Source organism: Streptomyces sp. NPDC058773 (assembly GCF_042746015.1).
Classification (GTDB): domain Bacteria; phylum Actinomycetota; class Actinomycetes; order Streptomycetales; family Streptomycetaceae; genus Streptomyces.
This window is the reverse complement of the sequence record NZ_JBHYPE010000001.1, coordinates 1-18,508: the sequence shown is the minus strand read 5'-3', so window position 1 is coordinate 18,508 and position 18,508 is coordinate 1. Positions and strand designations below refer to the sequence as shown.

The window sequence follows — 18,508 nt, the reverse complement described above, 5'->3', positions numbered from 1 at the left end:
TAACGCTCCCCGCACGGGGACGGTAACGGGCTCGGAAGCCCGTCACTCCCCCTTGCCGTCCCCCGTACCGCGCTTGCCCGCTTCGCCGCTCTCCCCGCGCTCGTCCCGTGCGAACAGCTGCGTCAGCGTGCTGATCGTGTAGACATCGGTGGCCTCCTCGTCCACCAGATGCATCTCCGCGAGCCGGTCCAGACCGTCCTGGGTGCGCTCCGGGTCGTACCCGGCGAGGGCCGCCGCCAGCGACGCGTTGAGGTGTCCGTCCGCACTGGTCGCGAGCGCGCTGAGCAACTGCGCGTCGTCGGCCGACAGCCGGGCGACGGACATCCGCAGGGCCGCCGCGATCCCGGTGTCCTCGGCGGACAGCAGTGCCAGCCGGCGCCGTTCGTCCCGCAGCGCCGCGGCCAGCCGGGCCAGCCGCCAGCGCGGCCGGGCCGTCAGCTGGGCGGCCGCGGCCCGCAGCGCCAGCGGCAGACCGTCGCACAGATCGACCAGTTCGCGTGCGGCCGCCGGATCCTCGGCGACCCGCTCCGGGCCGAGCATGGCACCGAGCAGCGCCGCGCCTTCCTCGTGGCCGAGCGCCTGGAGCCCGACCGGCCGGGCGCAGTCGGTGGCGACCAGCCCGTCGAGGCGGCTGCGGCTGGTGACGACCGTGGCGCAGTGCGGGCCGCCGGGCAGCAGCGGACGCACCTGCGCCGAGCTGCGGGCGTTGTCGAGGACGACCAGCAGGCGGCGCTCCGCGACCAGCGACCGGAACAGCGCGGATGCGGCCTCCGCCGAACCGGGCACCCGATCCGGCGGGGTGCCGAGCGCCAGCAGGAAGTCGCGCAGGATCTCGGCCGGCGCGGCCTCGTCGCCCTCGCCGAAGCCCCGCAGATCCGCGAAGAGCTGGCCGTCGGGGAAGGCTCCGGCGTGCAGATGCGCCCACTGCACGGCACAGGCGGTCTTGCCGACGCCGGCCGGTCCCGCGACCACCGCGAGCGGGCTTTCCCCGGTCGCACGGTCCGTCACCACCGCCGTCAGCGCGCCGAGCTGGTCCTCCCGCCCCAGGAAGCGGGCCGGGGGCCGGGGCAGCAGCCGCGGTGCCGCACCGGCCCGGCCCGAGTCGGCACGGGCGCCGTCGGCCGCGCCGGCCTGGGCCCCGTCGGCCGCGCGCTCCGCACCGGAGCCGTCCGGTCCGGGCACCTGTTGCTCGGAGGGCCGTGGGCCGGCGCCCGCCGCAGGACGGCCGGCCCCGGAGGCGCCACCGGAAGCGGCGCCCGCCGCACCCGTCGGATTCGCCGGTGCCCCGCCCGCCGCTTCCGCGCGCAGGATCTCCTCGTAGGCACCGCGCAGCCGCTCGCCGGGGTCGACCCCCAGCTCCTCGTTGAGCAGCCGGCGGGTGCGGTGGAACCACTCCAGCGCGTCGGACTGCCGCCCCGTACGGAACAGCGCCCGCATCAGGCCGGCGATCAGGCCCTCCCGCAACGGGTGGTTGACGGCCGCCGAGTAGAGGACGGCCGCGGCCTGTTCGTGCTCGCCGAGCGCGCCGTGCGCCCGCCCCAGCGCCTCCACGGCCGTCAGCCGCCGCTCCTCCAGTGCGTGGGCGGCGGCCGCGAACGGCGGGCTGGTGACCGTGCCGGTCAGCGCGGGCCCGCGCCACAGGCCGAGTGCCTCGCGCAGGAGCGGCACGGCATCGGCCGGCGCCGCCTCGGGGCGTGCCAGCGCCACCAGCTCACCGAAACGGTGAGCGTCGATCAGCTCCTCCGGCAGCCGCAGGAGGTAGGCGGAGCCGTGCGTGGCCAGCTCGATGCCGTACGCCTCCGCACCGCCCTCGGCGAGCGTGGCGCGCAGTCGCGACACATGGCCCTGGACGACCGTGCGGGCGTGCTCGGGCGGTTCGTCCTCCCACAGGGAGTCGATCAACTGCTCCAGTGGGACGGTGGTGTTGGGCTGCAGCAAAAGCAGCGCCAGGACACTGCGCCGTTTGGCGGGCCCGAGCGACAGCTCCGCGGAGCCGGTCGTCACGGCGATCGGGCCGAGCAGTGAGAACTCCAACTCAGCCCTCCAGGAAGGCCGTCAGGGCGTTCGCCAGCAGGTACGGGTCCTCGGCGCCGCACAGCTCACGTGCCGAGTGCATGGACAGGATGGCGACACCGATGTCGACCGTCGAGATGCCGTGCCGGGCCGCGGTGATCGGCCCGATGGTGGTCCCGCACGGCATCGAGTTGTTGGACACGAAACTCTGCCAGGGCACCCCGGCCCGCTCGCAGGCCGCCGCGAAGACGGCCCGGCCGCTGCCGTCCGTGGCGTAGCGCTGGTTGACGTTGACCTTCAGGATCGGTCCCCCGTTGGGCATCGGGTGGTGGCCCGGGTCGTGCCGCTCACCGTAGTTGGGGTGAACGGCGTGCCCGGTGTCGGACGACAGGCAGAGGGTGCCGGCGAAGGCGCGCGCCCGGTCCTCGTACGAGCCGCCGCGGGCGAAGACCGAGCGCTCCAGGACCGTGCCGAGCAACGGGCCGTCCGCGCCGGTGTCGGACTGGCTGCCGTTCTCCTCGTGGTCGAAGGCGGCCAGCACCGGAATGCTGGTCAGGGCGCTCCCGGCGGCCGCAGTGGCGATGAGCGCTGCGGTGCCGGCGTGCACGGAGAGCAGGTTGTCCATCCGCGGACCGGCGACCAGTTCGCGGTCGCGGCCCAGATAGGCGGGTGGTTCGATGCTGTGGACCATCAGATCCCAGCCCTTGATGTCGTCGGCCGGTACGCCGGTCTCCTCGGCGACGAACGCGATCAGATCGCCCTCGGCCACCTCGCCCAGGCCCCAGATCGGCGTCATGTGGCGCTGCTTGTCCAGCTTGAGGCCCTCGGCGTTCACCGAGCGGTCGAGGTGCACGGCCAGCTGCGGCACCCGCAGCAGCGCCCGGTCGACATGGACGAGCCGATGGCTGCCGTCCGCCAGCGTCACCCGCCCGCTCAGGCCCAGATCGCGGTCGAGCCAGGTGTTGAGCAGGGTGCCGCCGTAGATCTCGACGGCGATCTGCCGCCAGCCGCGCGCGCCGGTGTCCGGAATCGGTTTGACCCGCAGATTGGGAGAGTCGGTGTGAGCCCCCACAATTCGGTACGGAGTGGCCGCGTCCGCTCCCTCGGGCACGTACCAGGCGACTATCGCGCCGCCGCGCAGGACGTACTTCCCGCCGCTCTCGCCGTCCCAGGCGTCGACCTCGGCGACCTGCCGGAAACCGGCCTTGTCCAGCCGCTCCGCCGCATTTGCCACCGCGTGGTAGGGCGACGGGCTCGCGGCGAGATAGGACATCAGGTCGTCGGTGTGGCCGCGATCGAAGCGGGCGGAGTTGGTCATGGAATCAGCATAAGGAGCCGGACCCCGCATTCCCGGTGCGTGTGCGTCGCGACTGCACACCCTTCCGGCCACGATTTCCGTCCCCCGGACCGGGAAACGTTGCGGAGCGGTTGATTCCGGGTCATCCGGCCGCGCTAACGGCATACGGGGCGCCCGCCCGCTGTGGTGTGCCGCCATCCGTGGTACCTCCCCGGACATGACGGCGCCCGCCTCTCCGGGGGAAGAGAGGCGGGCGCCGTCAGTCTGAACGGTCAATCCGAGAGACCTTTAAGAGAACGCCGCAGCCGGGCTACGGCATGCCCCCTCAGAACGCGGCCTCGTCCAGCTCCATCAGCGACTGGTCGACGGACTCGGCCAGACCGCGCTCGACGGAGACGCCCGGCAGGACGTTGTGCGCGAAGAACTTCGCCGCGGCGATCTTGCCGGTGTAGAAGGGCACGTCCTTGGCAGGCACAGCCTTCGCCGAGGCGCCGGCCAGCTTCTCGGCGGCCACGGCCGCACCCTTCAGCAGGAGGTAGCCGATGACGACGTCGCCGGAGGCCATCAGCACACGGGTGGTGTTCAGGCCGACCTTGTAGATGGACTTGACGTCCTTCTCGGTCGCGGCGAGGTCGGTCAGCATGGCGCCGACGATCGCCTCCAGGTCGGCGGCGGCCTTGGCCAGCTCGCCGCGGGCCTGCTCCAGCTCCTCACCGCCGGTGTTGTCGGCGAGGAACTTCTTGATCTCCTCGGAGAGGGTGGTGAGCGCCTGGCCCTGGTCGCGGACGATCTTCCGGAAGAAGAAGTCCTGGCCCTGGATCGCGGTGGTGCCCTCGTAGAGGGTGTCGATCTTGGCGTCCCGGATGTACTGCTCGATCGGGTATTCCTGCAGGTAGCCGGAGCCGCCGAAGGTCTGCAGCGACTGCGCCAGCTGCTCGTAGGACTTCTCCGAGCCGTAGCCCTTGACGATCGGCAGCAGCAGGTCGTTGAGGCGGATCGCGGCGCTCGCGTCCTCGCCCGCGGCCTCCTTGACGATGATGTCGTCCTGGACCGTGGCGGTGTACAGCACCAGGGCGCGCATGCCCTCGGCGTACGCCTTCTGCGTCATCAGGGAGCGGCGCACGTCGGGGTGGTGGGTGATGGTGACGCGCGGCGCGGTCTTGTCGGTGAAGGCCGCCAGATCCGGACCCTGCACGCGCTCCTTGGCGTACTCCAGCGCGTTGAGGTAGCCGGTGGAGAGGGTGGCGATGGCCTTCGTGCCGACCATCATCCGGGCGAACTCGATGATCTTGAACATCTGGCGGATGCCGTCGTGCTTCTCGCCGAGCAGCCAGCCCTTGGCCGGGTGGTTGGCGCCGAACGTCATCTCGCAGGTGTTGGAGGCCTTGAGGCCCATCTTGTGCTCGACGTTGGTGGCGTAGGCGCCATTGCGCTCGCCCAGCTCGCCGGTCTCCCAGTCGAAGTCGTACTTCGGCACGATGAACAGCGACAGGCCCTTGGTGCCCGGACCGGCACCCTCGGGGCGGGCGAGGACGAAGTGCACGATGTTCTCGGACATGTCGTGCTCACCGGAGGTGATGAAGCGCTTGACGCCCTCGATGTGCCAGGAGCCGTCCGCCTGCTGCACGGCCTTGGTGCGTCCGGCGCCGACGTCCGAACCGGCGTCCGGCTCGGTGAGCACCATCGTGGAGCCCCACTGCTTGTCCACCATCAGCTGGGCTATGCGGTGCTGCTCCTCGGTGCCCTCGTCGAAGAGGACGCCGGCGAAGGCGGGGCCGGAGGCGTACATCCACACGGCCGGGTTGGCGCCCAGGATGGTCTCGGCGAAGCCCCAGAGCAGGGAGCGCGGCGCGGTGGTGCCGCCGATCTCCTCCGGGATGCCCAGCCGCCACCACTCGGCGTCCATGTAGGCCTGGTAGCTCTTCTTGAAGCTGTCGGGGATCGGCGCGGTGTTGGTGTCCGGGTCGAAGACCGGGGGGTTCCGGTCCGCGTCGGCGAAGGACTCCGCCAGGTCGTTCTCAGACATCCGGGCGATCTCGGACAGCACGCTCTTGGCGGTGTCGACATCCATCTCCGCGAACGGTCCGGTGCCGTACACGCTGTCCCGGCCGAGCACCTCGAAGAGGTTGAACTCGATGTCGCGGAGATTCGACTTGTAGTGCCCCATGGATACGGCTCCGTAAGGGTTCGGGAGGGAGGACCTCAAACGCAATACCAGCAAGTAGCAAGTGCCTACGATGATGCTACCCACCGGTAATAAGAATCAACCCCTACCGCCCATCTGTGACGAGCGTCCCCCGGCATATCGCCGACTCAGTACGCTGTGGCGCATGTACGGCTACGACCAGAACGCGGGTGCCGGGCAGCAATACGGAGCGCCGCCCCCGCCGCAGCAACCGGCCCCCGGGGGTTACGGCGAGCAGCCGCTCTATCCCGAGCCGTCCCCGCCCTCCCTCGCCGACGCGGTGCGCGCCTTCACCACCGGCTCGATGTCCGCCGAGGACTTCCAGGGCATCTTCTCCACGTCCAAGGTCTACTGTCCGCGCGGTGACAACCCCGGCTTCCTGGCGCTGCACAACACCCAGCAGCCGGTGATCCCGATGTTCACCTCCCTCAAGGAGCTGCGGCAGTACGCGGGCAAGGAGTCCAAGTACTTCGTGATCACCGGCGCCGAGGTGCTCGACCTGCTGCCGACCGGCTACGGCTTCGTCCTCGACATGGAGGGCGACCACCGGATGGTCTTCGACGCGAAGGCCGTGGAGCAGATGGTCGACTTCGCGATGCGGCGGATGTACGGCTGAGGTGTGGCGAGGGCCGCTGTGGCGGCCGAATCGAGGGCCGGTCCCCCGGGGGCCGGCCCGCTGTGCGTCTCGGGGCGGCTGTCCGGGCTCCAGGGGTGCTCCGGGGCACCTTTGACCTGGGGAAACGGCGTGGGGAATGCCGCGACCCTTGCGGGTTGTTCATCATTCAACTAAGTTAGTGGCGACCGAGGAGGCTGTCATGCCCGCAGTGACCGTAGAGAATCCGCTGACCCTGCCGCGTGTGGCGGCGCCCGTGGGGGCGCACGCCCGTCCTGTGCTGGCCGTTGCCACCGCTCCGAGCGGATTCGAGGGGGAGGGCTTTCCGGTGCGCCGGGCGTTCGCCGGGATCGACTACAAGTACCTCGACCCGTTCATCATGATGGACCAGATGGGCGAGGTGGAGTACGCGCCAGGAGAGCCCAAGGGCACGCCCTGGCACCCGCACCGCGGCTTCGAGACCGTGACGTATCTGATCGACGGCACCTTCGTGCACCGGGACTCGCACGGTGGCGGTGGCGTCATCAACGACGGGGACACCCAGTGGATGACGGCCGGTTCGGGGCTGCTGCACATCGAGGCGCCGCCGGAGTCGCTCGTGCTGTCCGGCGGTCTCTTCCACGGCCTCCAGCTGTGGGTGAACCTGCCGAAGAGCGACAAGATGATGGCCCCCCGCTATCAGGACATCGGCGGCGGCCAGGTCAAGCTGCTGACCTCCGGCGACGGGGGCGCGCTGCTGCGGCTGATCGCCGGTGACCTCGACGGCCACCAGGGACCGGGCATCACGCACACGCCGATCACGATGATGCATGTGACGGTGAACCCGGGCGCCGAGGTGACCCTGCCCTGGCGCAAGGACTTCAACGCCCTTGGCTACGCCCTGGCCGGACGCGGTGCGGCCGGTGCGGAGGGCCGCCCGTTCCGTATGGGGCAGGCGGTCGTGTTCGGCAGCGGGGGAGACTCGGTCACGATCCGGGCGGACGAGTCCCAGGAGTCGCGCAGCCCGAACTTCGAGGTGGTGCTGCTGGGCGGGCTGCCGATCCGCGAGCCGATGATGCATTACGGCCCGTTCGTGATGAACACCCACGCCGAACTGGCCCAGGCCTTCGAGGACTTCCAGGCCGGCCGGCTCGGGACGATCCCCGCCGGCGAGCGCTGACGTCCTGTCGGCGGCGGGGGCGGCGTTTCACGTGAAACGCCGCCCCCGTCCCGTTCCGTGGCCCGTTCCCCGGCCTTCTGCCGTGGTGGACTGTCCGGGTGCGAAACGACTCGGAGGAAAACCGGCCCGGCGGTGACAGTGAACGGCCGCAGGAGCCCGGCCCGTTGCTGCCGGTCGCGGCCCGCCGCGCCGGGGCCTGGTGCCTGGTGGCGCTGCTGATCGCGGCCGTGCTGGCGGTCGGGGTGTGGCTGTGCGTCGAACTGAGTGCGGCCGTGACGCCGGTGCTGCTGGCGCTGCTCGGCAGCGGGCTGCTCGGGCCGCTCTACCGGCGGCTGGTGGCGATGAAGCTCAACCGTTCACTGGCGGCCGGACTGACCTGTGCGGTCCTCGTGGTGGTGGTCGGCGGCGCCGGATACATCGTGGTCAGCGCGCTGGTCGACACCGGGGACCAGATCATCGCGTCGCTCAGGAGCGCCGCCAAGGACCTTTCCCGGCACTTCGGGGCGGCCGGTACGTCGCTCGACGATCTCGCCGCCAAGTCCAAGGACCTGGTCGCCAAGTTCGGGGGCACCGCGGCCTCCGGGCTGCTGGCGGGCGTCAGCGTCGTCGGCCAGTTCCTCGCCGCCTCGGTCCTGGCCCTGCTGCTGACCTTCTTCTTCCTGCGGGACTCCGACAAGGCCGTCCGCGCCCTGCGGGAGTGGGCGCCCGGCAGCTCGGCACCGCAGCTGGAGCGGATGGCCCGCCGCGGCTTCCAGAGCATCGAGGGCTTCATGCGCGGCACCACCTTCATCGCGCTGATCGACGCCACCTGCATCACCGTCGGACTGCTGATCCTCAAGGTGCCGGGCGCCGTCGGGCTGGGCGCGCTGGTCTTCGTCGGCGCCTACATCCCCTACCTCGGCGCCTTCATCTCCGGCGCGGTGGCGATCCTGGTGGCGCTGGCCGACCGCGGCTTCGTGATCGCGCTGTGGGCGCTCGGCGTCGTGCTGGCCGTGCAGGTGCTGGAGGGGCATGTGCTCCAGCCGATGATCCAGAGCCGTACGGTCCAGATGCATCCGGCGACCGTGATGCTGGCGATCACCGCGGGCGCCAGCGTCGCCGGCATCCTCGGCATGCTGCTGTCCGTACCGCTGACCGCCGCCGCGACCGGGGTGCTCCACGAGCTGCGGGGGCACTACGCCGCGGGCTCGGACTCCGACGACAGCGGACCCGCCGCCTCCCCCGCCTCCTCGTAGAGCTCGAACCAGGTCGACTTCCCGTCCCCGCGCGGATCCACGCCCCACGCCCCGGCCAGCAGCTCCAGCAGCATCAGACCGCGCCCCGACGACGCCAGTTCGCCGGGGCAGCGGCGGTGCGGCAGCGCATCGCTGCTGTCGGACACGTCGACCCGGATGCGCCGGGCGCCCCGCTCCCCGCTGATCTCGGCGACCAGCAGCGCATCCCCGTCGGTGTGCAGCAGGACGTTGGTGACCATCTCGGAGACCATCAGCACCGCCGAGTCCACCTGGTCCGGGTCGGCCCAGTCGTGCAGCACGTCCCGGATCTGCCGACGCGCCTCCGCTATCCGCTCCGGCTCGGTCTGCGCGACGGAGAGCACGGTGCGCCGGACGGGCTGCGGGGGCAGCGGGCCACCGGTGCCGATCCCGCAGGCGGCGCCCTCGCGGCGCAGCAGCAGGAGCGCGATGTCGTCTTCGCGGCGGTCCACCAGCGGCCCGGTGGTGTGGTGCGAGGGCGGCCCGTGCACGGCCTGCACCAGCGCGTCGGCCAGCCGCTCCAGACTCTCCCCGTACTCGCCGTCCGCGCCGGGCGCTTCCGCCTCCAGGACACCGCGCAGCCGCGCCCAGCCGGTCTCCAGGTCGTGGCCGCCGGTCTCGATCAGCCCGTCGGTGCACACCATCATGGTCTCGCCGGGCTCCAGGACGAGCCGGGTGGTGGGGTAGTCGGTGTCCGGGACGATGCCCAGCGGCAGCCCGCCCGCGGTGGGCCGGACCAGCATCGTGCCGTCGCTCATCCGGATCGCCGGATCGGGGTGGCCGGCCCGTGCGATGTCCAGCAGCCCCGTCGCCGGGTCCACCTCGATGTAGAGGCAGGTCGCGAAGCGCTGGTCCTCGCCGTCGCCGCGCAGCTCGGTCTCGTTGATCCCGGCCAGGAAGCGGGAGGCCCGGGAGAGCACCGCATCGGGGTGATGGCCCTCGGACGCATAGGCCCGCAGCGCGATCCGCAGCTGCCCCATCAGGCCCGCGGCCCGTACGTCGTGCCCCTGGACATCCCCGATGACCAGCGCGATCCGGCCGGACGGCAGCGGGATCATGTCGTACCAGTCGCCGCCGACCTCCAGCCCGCCGCCGGTCGGGACATAGCGGGCCGCCACCGTCATCCCCGGGATGTCCGGCTGCACCGTCGGCATCATGCTGCGCTGGAGTCCCAGCGCCAGCTCCTGCTGCTCCTCCTGCACACCGGCCCTGGCCAGCGCCTGGGCCAGCATCCGGGCGACGGTGGTCAGCACCGAGCGCTCATCGGGGGTGAACGCCACCGGCTGGGCGAACGCCGCCATCCAGGCGCCGATCGTCCGGCCCGCGTTCACCAGCGGCAGGAACGCCCAGGACGTGCGGCGGAAGCGGGCGGCGAGCGGCCAGGTGGCGGGGTAGCGGCGGCGGTACTCGTGCGGCGTGGGCAGGTAGAGCGCCCGGCCGGTGCGGACGACCTCGGCGGCCGGATGGTCGGCCGCCCGCGTGATGTCGGCGAACGGCCGCTCGTCGTCGGATTGGTGGCCGTGGTGGCCGATGGCCGACAGCCGGTCGCCCTCGATGCCGAAGACCGCCAGTTCGTCGGGCACGAACCCCGGCATGGACAGCCCGGCCGCGACCCGCAGCACCTCGGCGGTGGACCGCGCCTCGGCCAGCGCCCGGCCCGCGTCCAGCAGGAACGCCTCACGGGAGCGGCGCCAGTCGCCGGTGATCGGGGTGTGCGCGGCGGCGGTCCCCGGCTGGGGTTCGGGCACCTCCTGGAGGGTGCCGACCAGCTCGAAGTCGCCGTCGACGATCCGGGGGCGGGAGCGGGAGCGGACGATGCGCTGGATCCGCCCGTGCTCGTCCACGATGCGCAGCCGGGCCTCGGCGAGCGTCTCCTCGGCGACCGCGAGCTGCACGATCCCGTTGACCTCGGCGAAGTCGACGGGATGGAAACGGGAGCGGACCGCTGCCTGGGTCAGCTCCACCGGTTCGGCGGGCAGCCCGAGCAGCCGGGCCGCTTCGGCGTCGAGGGTCACCCGTCCCGATGCGTTGTCCCAGCGCCACAGGCCGGTCGCGATGGCGGCCAGGAGATCCTCGGTGCGCATTGCCTCACTTTAGGGGCGTTTGGTGTGGCCCGACCAGCGAGTGGGACGTGACCGTCGTCCCACTCGGGAGGCCGCGGTCCGGCCCCCGGGGTGCTGATGCGTATATGTCAACGAAGGCGCGCGGGCCGGGACGGTAACCTGGAGCGGTTATGTCAATCCTGGGGTGGCCTTTCGGGTGATCCACGGGGAGAGCGACCGGGCGGACGAGCCCGTACTCCTTTTCCTCTCCCTCTCCCGACAACTCCTCACCTCGACACTCGCGACGACTTGGATGAGCGATGCATCGGTACCGGTCCCATAACTGCGGCGAGCTCCGAGCCACGGACGTCGACACCGACGTCCGTCTCAGCGGCTGGCTGCACAATCGACGTGACCTGGGCGGCATCCTCTTCATCGATCTGCGCGACCACTACGGTCTGGTCCAGCTCGTCGCCCGCCCCGGCACCCCGGCCAACGAGGCCCTCGGCTCGCTGACCAAGGAGACCGTCGTCCGCATCGACGGCAAGGTCAGCGCCCGCGGTGCCGACAACGTGAACCCCGACCTGCCGACCGGTGAGATCGAGATCGAGGTCTCCGAGGTCGAGGTGCTCGGCACCGCCGAGCAGATCCCCTTCACGATCAACGCGGACGACGGCGTCAACGAGGAGAAGCGCCTCGAGTACCGCTTCCTCGACCTGCGCCGCGAGCGGATGCACCGCAACATCATGCTGCGCACCGCGGTCATCTCCGCCATCCGCCACAAGATGGTGGCCCTCGGCTTCAACGAGATGGCGACCCCGATCCTGTCCGCGACCTCGCCCGAGGGCGCCCGCGACTTCCTGGTCCCCTCGCGGCTGCACGCCGGCAGGTTCTATGCGCTGCCGCAGGCCCCGCAGCAGTTCAAGCAGCTGCTGATGATCGCCGGGTTCGACCGCTACTTCCAGATCGCGCCCTGCTTCCGTGACGAGGACGCCCGTGCGGACCGCTCGCCGGGCGAGTTCTACCAGCTCGACATCGAGATGAGCTTCGTCGAGCAGGAAGACGTCTTCCAGCCCGTCGAGAAGCTGATGACCGAGCTGTTCACCGAGTTCGGCAACGGCCGCACGGTCACCTCCCCGTTCCCGCGCATCCCGTTCCGCGAGGCGATGCTCAAGTACGGCTCCGACAAGCCGGACCTGCGCGCCGAGCTGGAGCTGGTGGATGTCTCCGACGTCTTCGCGGGCTCCGGCTTCAAGGCCTTCGCCGACAAGCACGTCCGCGCCCTGGCCGTGCCGGACACCGCCGACCAGCCGCGCAAGTTCTTCGACCAGCTGGGCGACTTCGCCGTCCAGCAGGGCGCCAAGGGCCTGGCCTGGGTCCGCGTCGGCGACGAGAACGCCCTGACCGGCCCGATCGCCAAGTTCCTCACCGAGGACGACATCAAGGCGCTGGTCGCCGCCCTGGACCTCAAGCCAGGCCACGCCGTCTTCTTCGGCGCCGGTGAGTTCGACGAGGTCTCCAAGATCATGGGCGCGGTCCGCGTCGAGGTCGCCAAGCGCGCCGGCCACTTCGTCGAGGACGAGTTCCGCTTCTGCTGGATCGTCGACTTCCCGATGTTCGAGAAGGACGAGGACACCGGCAAGATCGAGTTCTCGCACAACCCGTTCTCCATGCCGCAGGGCGGCCTGGAGGCGCTGGAGACCAAGGACCCGCTGGACATCCTGGCCTGGCAGTACGACATCGTCTGCAACGGCACCGAGCTGTCCTCCGGCGCGATCCGTAACCACGAGCCCGAGGTCATGTACAAGGCCTTCGCGATCGCCGGCTACGACAAGGAGACGGTCGAGGCGGAGTTCGGCGGCATGCTGCGCGCCTTCAAGTTCGGTGCCCCGCCGCACGGTGGCATCGCCCCCGGCGTCGACCGCATCGTCATGCTGCTGGCCGACGAGCCCAACATCCGCGAGACCATCGCCTTCCCGCTCAACGGCAACGCCCAGGACCTGCTGATGGGCGCCCCGAGCGAGGTCGATGAGGCACGCCTCAAGGAGCTGCACCTCTCGATCCGCAAGCCGCAGGTGAAGTAAGCGGCCACGGACGGGCGAAGGCCTCGGACCGGCTGAGGGGCGGCGTTTCACGTGAAACGCCGCCCCGGCCCGTTCGGGGCCTCTGTGCTGTCGGACGGGCCGGGGCGGTCGGGCCGCTCCCCGGCGGGAACGGACGCCGTGCGGCGGGCCGGGTGCCCCGACCGCCCCACTCATGTGGCCGTGCCCCGGCAGCGCCCGCACTGTGGTGCCCATGCAGCAAGCCAGCCTCCGCTCCGCTCCGCCCGGCCCGGGGCCACGGACCCGCGCGACGCGCACCGTTGCGGCCCATGACCTCTGGTGGCTCACCGCCGTGGCCGCCGTCTTCACCGCCCTCCTCGTCCACTCCGCCCTGACCACCCCCGGTCTGGGATGGGACGAGACGGTGTACGTGAGCCAGGTCGACCGCCATACGCCGGCCGCGTTCTTCAGCGCCCCGCGCGCCCGCGGTGTCAGCTTCCTGCTCGCCCCGGCCGCCGCGCTGACGACCTCGGCCACCGTGCTGCACTGCTACCTCGCGGTGCTCTCCGGCGCCGGGCTCCTGCTCAGCCTGTGCGTCTGGCGGCGGCTGCTGCCCGCCCCCGTACCGGCCCTGGGCGGCGCGCTGTTCGCCGGTCTGTGGATCACGCTCTTCTACGGCCCGCAGGCGATGCCCAACCTGTGGGTCGCCTACGCCGCGCTCGCCGCCACCGGCTGCTTTCTGCGCGCCGTACGGCAGCCGTCCCGGCAACTGGCCCCCCGCGCCGGCCGGGGCGCGGCCGCCGGGCTCGCCGTCGCGGTGGCCGTGGCCGCGCTGATGCGCCCCACCGACGCGGTCTGGCTGGCCGTACCGCTCTTCGCCGCGGCGCTGTGCGTACCGCCCTGGCGGCGCCCCGCCGTGCTGCTGGCGGTGCCCGTCGGGCTGGCCCTGGGCTGCGCCGAGTGGGTCGCGGAGGCCTATCTGTCGTACGGCGGGCCGGTGGCCCGGCTGCGGGAGGCCGCGCGGATTCAGGGCGGCCTCGGCTGGCATCTGTCCTTCGACGACCATGCCCGGTCCCTCCAGGGCAAGACGCTGTGCCGCCCCTGCCACCTGGCCTGGGACCATCCGGTGACAGCCGTGTGGTGGTTCCTGCTGCCGCTGGCCGTCATCGGGGCGGTGTGGGTGGCGCTGCGGGCCCGTGAGCCCGGTGGCGCGCTGCACCGGTACGGACCGGTGTGGGCGTCCGCGGAGCGCGGCGGCGGCCCGCAGCCGCTGGGGCTGGCGCCCGTCCGGCCGGGCAGCCGCGAGCCGTCCGACGAGCCGCACCGGCACGGTCCGGTGTGGCCCGCGGTGCGGCTGCGCGACCCGGTCGGCCCGCTGCACCGCAACGGGCCGGCTCCGCTCGTCGTCCCGGCACTGACCGGCCTCTGTCTCGCCGCCCCCTATCTGCTGACGGTGAATTACGCCGCGCCACGCTTCCTGCTGCCCGCGTACGCGCTGCTGCTGATGCCCGCCGCGTGGTTCCTGTACTGGCTGACCCGGCTGCCGCGCCGCCGGCACGCCTGGGCGGTGGCCGCCCTCGTCCTCGCGCTGGTGAGCCATGAGGCCGTCCAGCTGGTCATCCTGCACAAGATGGCGGGCAGCACCGCACGCGCCCAGGCCGGCATCGACCGGATCACCGAGACGCTGCGCCAAGCCGGGCTGCGGGCACCCTGTGTGGTGAGCGGCGAGGAGGCGGTACGGGTGGCGTACCGGGCGGGCTGTGCGTCCCGTCAGCCGCAGGGTCACGACCGCGGGATCACCCCCGCGCGCCTGGCCCGGCTGGCCGCGTCCCGGCCCGCCGCCGTCCTGATCACCGGACGCAAGCCGCCGTCCTACGCCCGGGGCTGGCGCGCGGTCCCGCTGCCGCCGACGCCGGGACTGAAGCCACTGCGCGCCTATGTGTCCCCGCCGACCCGGCCCTGACCCGGCGCCCGCCGCGGCCGGCCGTGCCGTGACGGGCCGTACGGGTCCGGACATGCGGGCGCCCGCCCGGCCCGAAGGCCGGACGGGCGCATCCGCTCTCGCCGTGTCCCCGCCGCGGAGACCTCCGCGGTCAGCGGGGGATCACTGCTCCGCGCCGCCGAAGCGCTCGCGGTAGGACTCCAGGTCGTCCTCGGTGATCTTCGCGAAGAGCACCGGCGGCACCGTGAAGGGCGTCCCGGCCGGCACCGCGGCCAGCGCCTTCGCCTCCTCCTGCGAGACCCACACCGCGGTGTCGTTCTCCAGCGCGAAGGCACCGCGCATCGCCTTGGCCGAGGCCGGGATGAACGGCTCGGAGACGATCGCGTACAGGTGGATCAGGTTCATCGCCGTACGCAGTGTCAGGGCCGCCGCGTCCTTGTCGGTCTTGATCTCCAGCCACGGGGCCTTCTCCTCCAGGTAGGAGTTGCCCGCGCTCCACAGGGCGCGCAGCGACGCCGCAGCCTTGCGGAACTGGAGGGCCTCCATGTGGCCCTCGTACTCGGCCAGCAGCCCGGAGATCTCCTCGCCCAGCTTCTGCTCCGCGGCACCGGCCTCGGCGCCCGCGGGCACCTCGTCGCCGAACCGCTTCCGGGAGAACGACAGCACCCGGTTGACGAAGTTGCCGAGGGTGTCCGCCAGGTCCTTGTTGACCGAGGACGAGAACAGCTCCCAGGTGAAGGAGGTGTCGTCCGACTCCGGGGCGTTGGCGATCAGGAAGTAGCGCCAGTAGTCGGCCGGCAGCAGCTCCAGCGCCGCGTCCGTGAAGATGCCGCGCCGCTGGGAGGTGGAGAACTTCCCGCCGTAGTAGTTGAGCCAGTTGAAGGCCTTGAGGAAGTCGACCTTCTTCCACGGCTCGCGGGTCCCCAGCTGTGTCGCCGGGAACATCACGGAGTGGAACGGCACATTGTCCTTGGCCATGAACTCGGTGTACCGGACGTCATCGGCCTCGTACCACCACGACTTCCAGTCGCGGTTCTGCGGGTCGGCGTCCGCCCACTCCTTCGTCGAGCCGATGTACTCGATCGGCGCGTCGAACCAGACGTAGAAGACCTTGCCCTCGGCCGCCAGCTCCGGCCACACATCGGCCGGCACCGGAACGCCCCAGTCCAGGTCACGGGTGATCGCCCGGTCCTGGAGGCCCTCGGTCAGCCACTTGTGCGCGATGGACGAGGCCAGCGTCGGCCACTCCTTGCTGCCGTTGCCCTCCAGCCAGCCCTCGACCTCGTGCTGGAGCTTCGACTGGAGCAGGAAGAGGTGCTTGGTCTCCCGCACCTCCAGCTCACCGCTGCCGCTGATCGCCGAGCGGGCGTCGATCAGGTCGGTCGGGTCGAGCACCCGGGTGCAGTTCTCGCACTGGTCGCCGCGCGCCTTGTCGTAGCCGCAGTGCGGGCAGGTGCCGACGATGTAGCGGTCCGGCAGGAAGCGGTCGTCGGCGATCGAGAAGACCTGGCGGATCGCCCGCTCCTCGATGAAGCCGTTCTCGTGCAGCTTGCGCGCGAAGTGCTGGGTCAGCTCGACGTTCTCCCGCGACGAGCTCCGCCCGAAGTAGTCGAAGTCGAGGCCGAAGCCCTCGTAGATCGCCTTCTGCTTGTCGTGCTGCTCCGCGCAGAACGCGTCGACCGACTGGCCCGCGTCCTTCGCCGCCAGCTCGGCGGGGGTGCCGTGCTCGTCCGTCGCGCAGATGTAGAGCACGTCGTGCCCGCGCTGGCGCAGGTACCGCGCATAGACATCGGCCGGGAGCATGGACCCCACCATGTTGCCCAGGTGCTTGATCCCGTTGATATACGGAAGGGCGCTGGTGATGAGGTGTCGAGCCATTGCCGGCTGCTCCCAAGTCGCTACGGTGAGTGAGGATTTGATTTACGGAACGTCAATATCGTACTGGACGGGTAGGGGGTGGCCGCGCGGGTATTTCGGCGGCGGACCGAGCCCCTGCTCACCCCGTCCGCCGCCCGCTCACGCCCCGTCCGCCGCCTGCTCCGCACCGCCCGTGGCCCGCTCATCCCGCTGCCGCCCGGCCCCCACTCGGCCCGTTGGGCGTGCTCACACCGCCGCGTCCGCAGACTCCGCACCGTCCGCCGCCGGGGTCCGGCCGCGCCGTGGTGGCCGGCCGTTGACCATGAGCCCAGCCACGAGCGCGGCGAGCAGCATGGTCGCCGACGCCACCCCGATGGCGACGTTGAACCCGTGCACCACGCCCTGTTTCACGATCTGGTCCCGCACCGCCGCGGTGAGCCCGGCGGGCCCGCCCCTGCGCGCCGCGTCCGTCAGGTGATCCGTGATGAACACCGCGCTCGCCGAGGTGGCGATGGTGTTCAGCAGCGCCGTACCGATCGAACCGCCCACCTGCTGCGCCGTGTTGACCGTGGCGGACGTGACGCCGGAGTCGTGTGGGGCGACGCCGGACGTGGCCGTCGCCATCACCGGCATGAAGATCAGGCCCATGCCCAGCCCGACCAGCAGCATGGCCGGGAGCACATGCGACACATAGGCGGGCTCGGCGGTCAGATACCTCAGGGTGAAGAGCCCCGCGGCGGCCAGCAGCGCGCCCGGGACCATCAGGAACCGCGGCGGGATCCGGTGCAGCAGCTGCGCCGAGATCTGGGTGGAGCCGACCACGATCGCCGCCACCATCGGCAGGAAGGCCATCCCGGTCCGGACCGGTGAATAACCGAGCACGGTCTGCAGGTAGTAGGTCATGAACAGGAACATCCCGAACATCGCGATCACCGCGAGCGCCATGGTCAGGAAGGCGCCGCCGCGATTCCGGTCCCGCACGATGTGCAGCGGCAGCAGGGGGTGCGGTGCCCGCGTCTGCCACCACGCGAAGGCGCACAGCAGCGCCACCCCGCCCGCGAGCAGCCCGATGACCAGCCCGTCACCCCACCCCCGCGGCTCCGCCTCACTGCACCCGTACACGATCGCCACCAGGCCGCCGCAGCCCAGCAGCGCACCCCGGATGTCCAGCTGCACGCGGCCGCGCTCCGGTCTGTCGTGCAGAAAGACCGCTGCCCCCAGGAAGGCGATCGCCGCGATCGGCACATTCACATAGAGGCACCAGCGCCAGTTCAGGTACTCGGTCAGCAGCCCGCCGGCGATCAGTCCGATGGCCGCGCCGCCGCCCGCGATGGCCCCGTAGATCCCGAAGGCCTTGCTTCGCTCCTTCCCGATGGTGAACGTCGTGGTGAGCAGCGACAGCGCGGACGGCGCCAGCAGCGCCCCGAAGGCGCCCTGCAGCGCCCGCGCTCCGAAGAGGAGCCCGGACCCGGTGGCCGCGCCGCCCAGCCCCGAGGCGACCGCGAAGCCGACCAGCCCGATCATGAAGGTCTTCTTCCGTCCCACCAGGTCGGCGATCCGCCCGCCGAGCAGCAGCAGCCCGCCGAACGCCAGGGTGTACGCGGTGATCACCCACTGCCGGTTGGCGTCCGACATCCCCAGATCCCGCTGCGCCGACGGCAGGGCGATGTTCACGATGGTCGCGTCCAGCACCACCATCAGCTGCGCGATCGCAATCACCACCAGGCCCCACCAGCGCCGTGGATCGGGCTTCGCCGGCGTGGCCCAACGGGGGGTGCTGCGCCCGGGAGGGGGAGCGGGAACGCCCTCTTGGCTCGCGTCACTCATCACGACCCGCCTCGCTCGGCTGGTACGGCCACCCCGGCCACCCCGCCGCCCAAGCACAGAGCAACCGGATCAAACGGAGCGCTTCACCCATTCAGCGTAGGTAGCCGGGTGGGGCCTCGCCTCTCGTGGTGGGCAGGGGCACCGGGTGCGGGGGTGCGCACACGACGGCGGGGGCGGGGGGGGGCCCCGGCGGCCCCGCCCCCCCCCCGCGGGGGGGGGGGGGGGGGGTGGTTATAAAAAAAAAAAACCACCAAAACCCCCCACGGTAAGAATTGATG

The 18,508-nt window shown here is 71.5% G+C and carries 11 protein-coding genes; 5 read left to right on the top strand and 6 right to left on the bottom strand.

Annotation, left to right across the window (positions count from 1 at the left end):
* Nucleotides 1-42: 42 nt before the first annotated feature.
* The 3 genes from ACFW5B_RS00055 to ACFW5B_RS00045 form a co-directional block, all read right to left on the bottom strand.
* On the bottom strand, nt 43-2,034 hold the full coding sequence (locus ACFW5B_RS00055) for a BTAD domain-containing putative transcriptional regulator (RefSeq protein WP_386430841.1): 1,992 nt from the start codon (nt 2,032-2,034) through the stop codon (nt 43-45).
* Between the two features lies 1 nt (nt 2,035).
* Nucleotides 2,036-3,331, bottom strand: coding sequence for a M18 family aminopeptidase (locus ACFW5B_RS00050; RefSeq protein ID WP_386430839.1), 1,296 nt, complete (start codon nt 3,329-3,331; stop codon nt 2,036-2,038).
* Nucleotides 3,332-3,635: 304 nt separating this feature from the next.
* Entirely contained in the window at nt 3,636-5,477 is a 1,842-nt protein-coding gene (locus tag ACFW5B_RS00045; protein ID WP_386430837.1) for an acyl-CoA dehydrogenase, read from the bottom strand.
* A 163-nt stretch (nt 5,478-5,640) separates the two neighbouring features.
* Here ACFW5B_RS00045 and ACFW5B_RS00040 point away from each other — a divergent pair, with 163 nt between their 5' ends.
* From ACFW5B_RS00040 to ACFW5B_RS00030, 3 genes are all read left to right on the top strand, one after another.
* The gene (locus tag ACFW5B_RS00040) at nt 5,641-6,111 is read left to right on the top strand and encodes an SseB family protein (protein ID WP_386430835.1); all 471 of its coding nucleotides are present in this window, start codon (nt 5,641-5,643) and stop codon (nt 6,109-6,111) included.
* 199 nt (nt 6,112-6,310) lie between these two features.
* A complete protein-coding gene (locus ACFW5B_RS00035; protein ID WP_386430833.1) occupies nt 6,311-7,267 on the top strand; it encodes a pirin family protein in 957 nt (318 codons plus the stop codon).
* 98 nt (nt 7,268-7,365) lie between these two features.
* Nucleotides 7,366-8,502: an AI-2E family transporter gene (locus tag ACFW5B_RS00030; RefSeq protein ID WP_386430831.1), complete on the top strand. Its 1,137-nt coding sequence runs from the start codon at nt 7,366-7,368 to the stop codon at nt 8,500-8,502.
* Here ACFW5B_RS00030 and ACFW5B_RS00025 read toward each other — a convergent pair.
* A complete protein-coding gene (locus tag ACFW5B_RS00025) occupies nt 8,442-10,604 on the bottom strand; it encodes a SpoIIE family protein phosphatase (RefSeq protein ID WP_386430829.1) in 2,163 nt (720 codons plus the stop codon). The genes ACFW5B_RS00030 and ACFW5B_RS00025 overlap by 61 nt on opposite strands.
* Before the next feature lie 278 nt (nt 10,605-10,882).
* Between ACFW5B_RS00025 and aspS the strand changes: the two genes are divergently transcribed.
* Together aspS and ACFW5B_RS00015 are read left to right on the top strand one after the other, a co-directional pair.
* On the top strand, nt 10,883-12,646 hold the full coding sequence (gene aspS / locus ACFW5B_RS00020; protein ID WP_386430827.1) for an aspartate--tRNA ligase: 1,764 nt from the start codon (nt 10,883-10,885) through the stop codon (nt 12,644-12,646).
* Nucleotides 12,647-12,857: 211 nt separating this feature from the next.
* Nucleotides 12,858-14,567, top strand: coding sequence for a hypothetical protein (locus ACFW5B_RS00015; protein WP_386430825.1), 1,710 nt, complete (start codon nt 12,858-12,860; stop codon nt 14,565-14,567).
* Between the two features lie 141 nt (nt 14,568-14,708).
* Here the strand turns inward: ACFW5B_RS00015 and metG are convergent, their stop codons facing one another.
* Both metG and ACFW5B_RS00005 read right to left on the bottom strand, forming a co-directional pair.
* Nucleotides 14,709-16,424 carry a methionine--tRNA ligase gene (metG, locus tag ACFW5B_RS00010; protein ID WP_386430823.1) on the bottom strand — a complete coding sequence of 572 codons (1,716 nt, stop codon included), beginning with the start codon at nt 16,422-16,424 and terminating at the stop codon, nt 14,709-14,711.
* Between the two features lie 225 nt (nt 16,425-16,649).
* The gene (locus ACFW5B_RS00005) at nt 16,650-18,125 is read right to left on the bottom strand and encodes an MFS transporter (protein ID WP_386430821.1); all 1,476 of its coding nucleotides are present in this window, start codon (nt 18,123-18,125) and stop codon (nt 16,650-16,652) included.
* Nucleotides 18,126-18,508 lie beyond the last annotated feature (383 nt).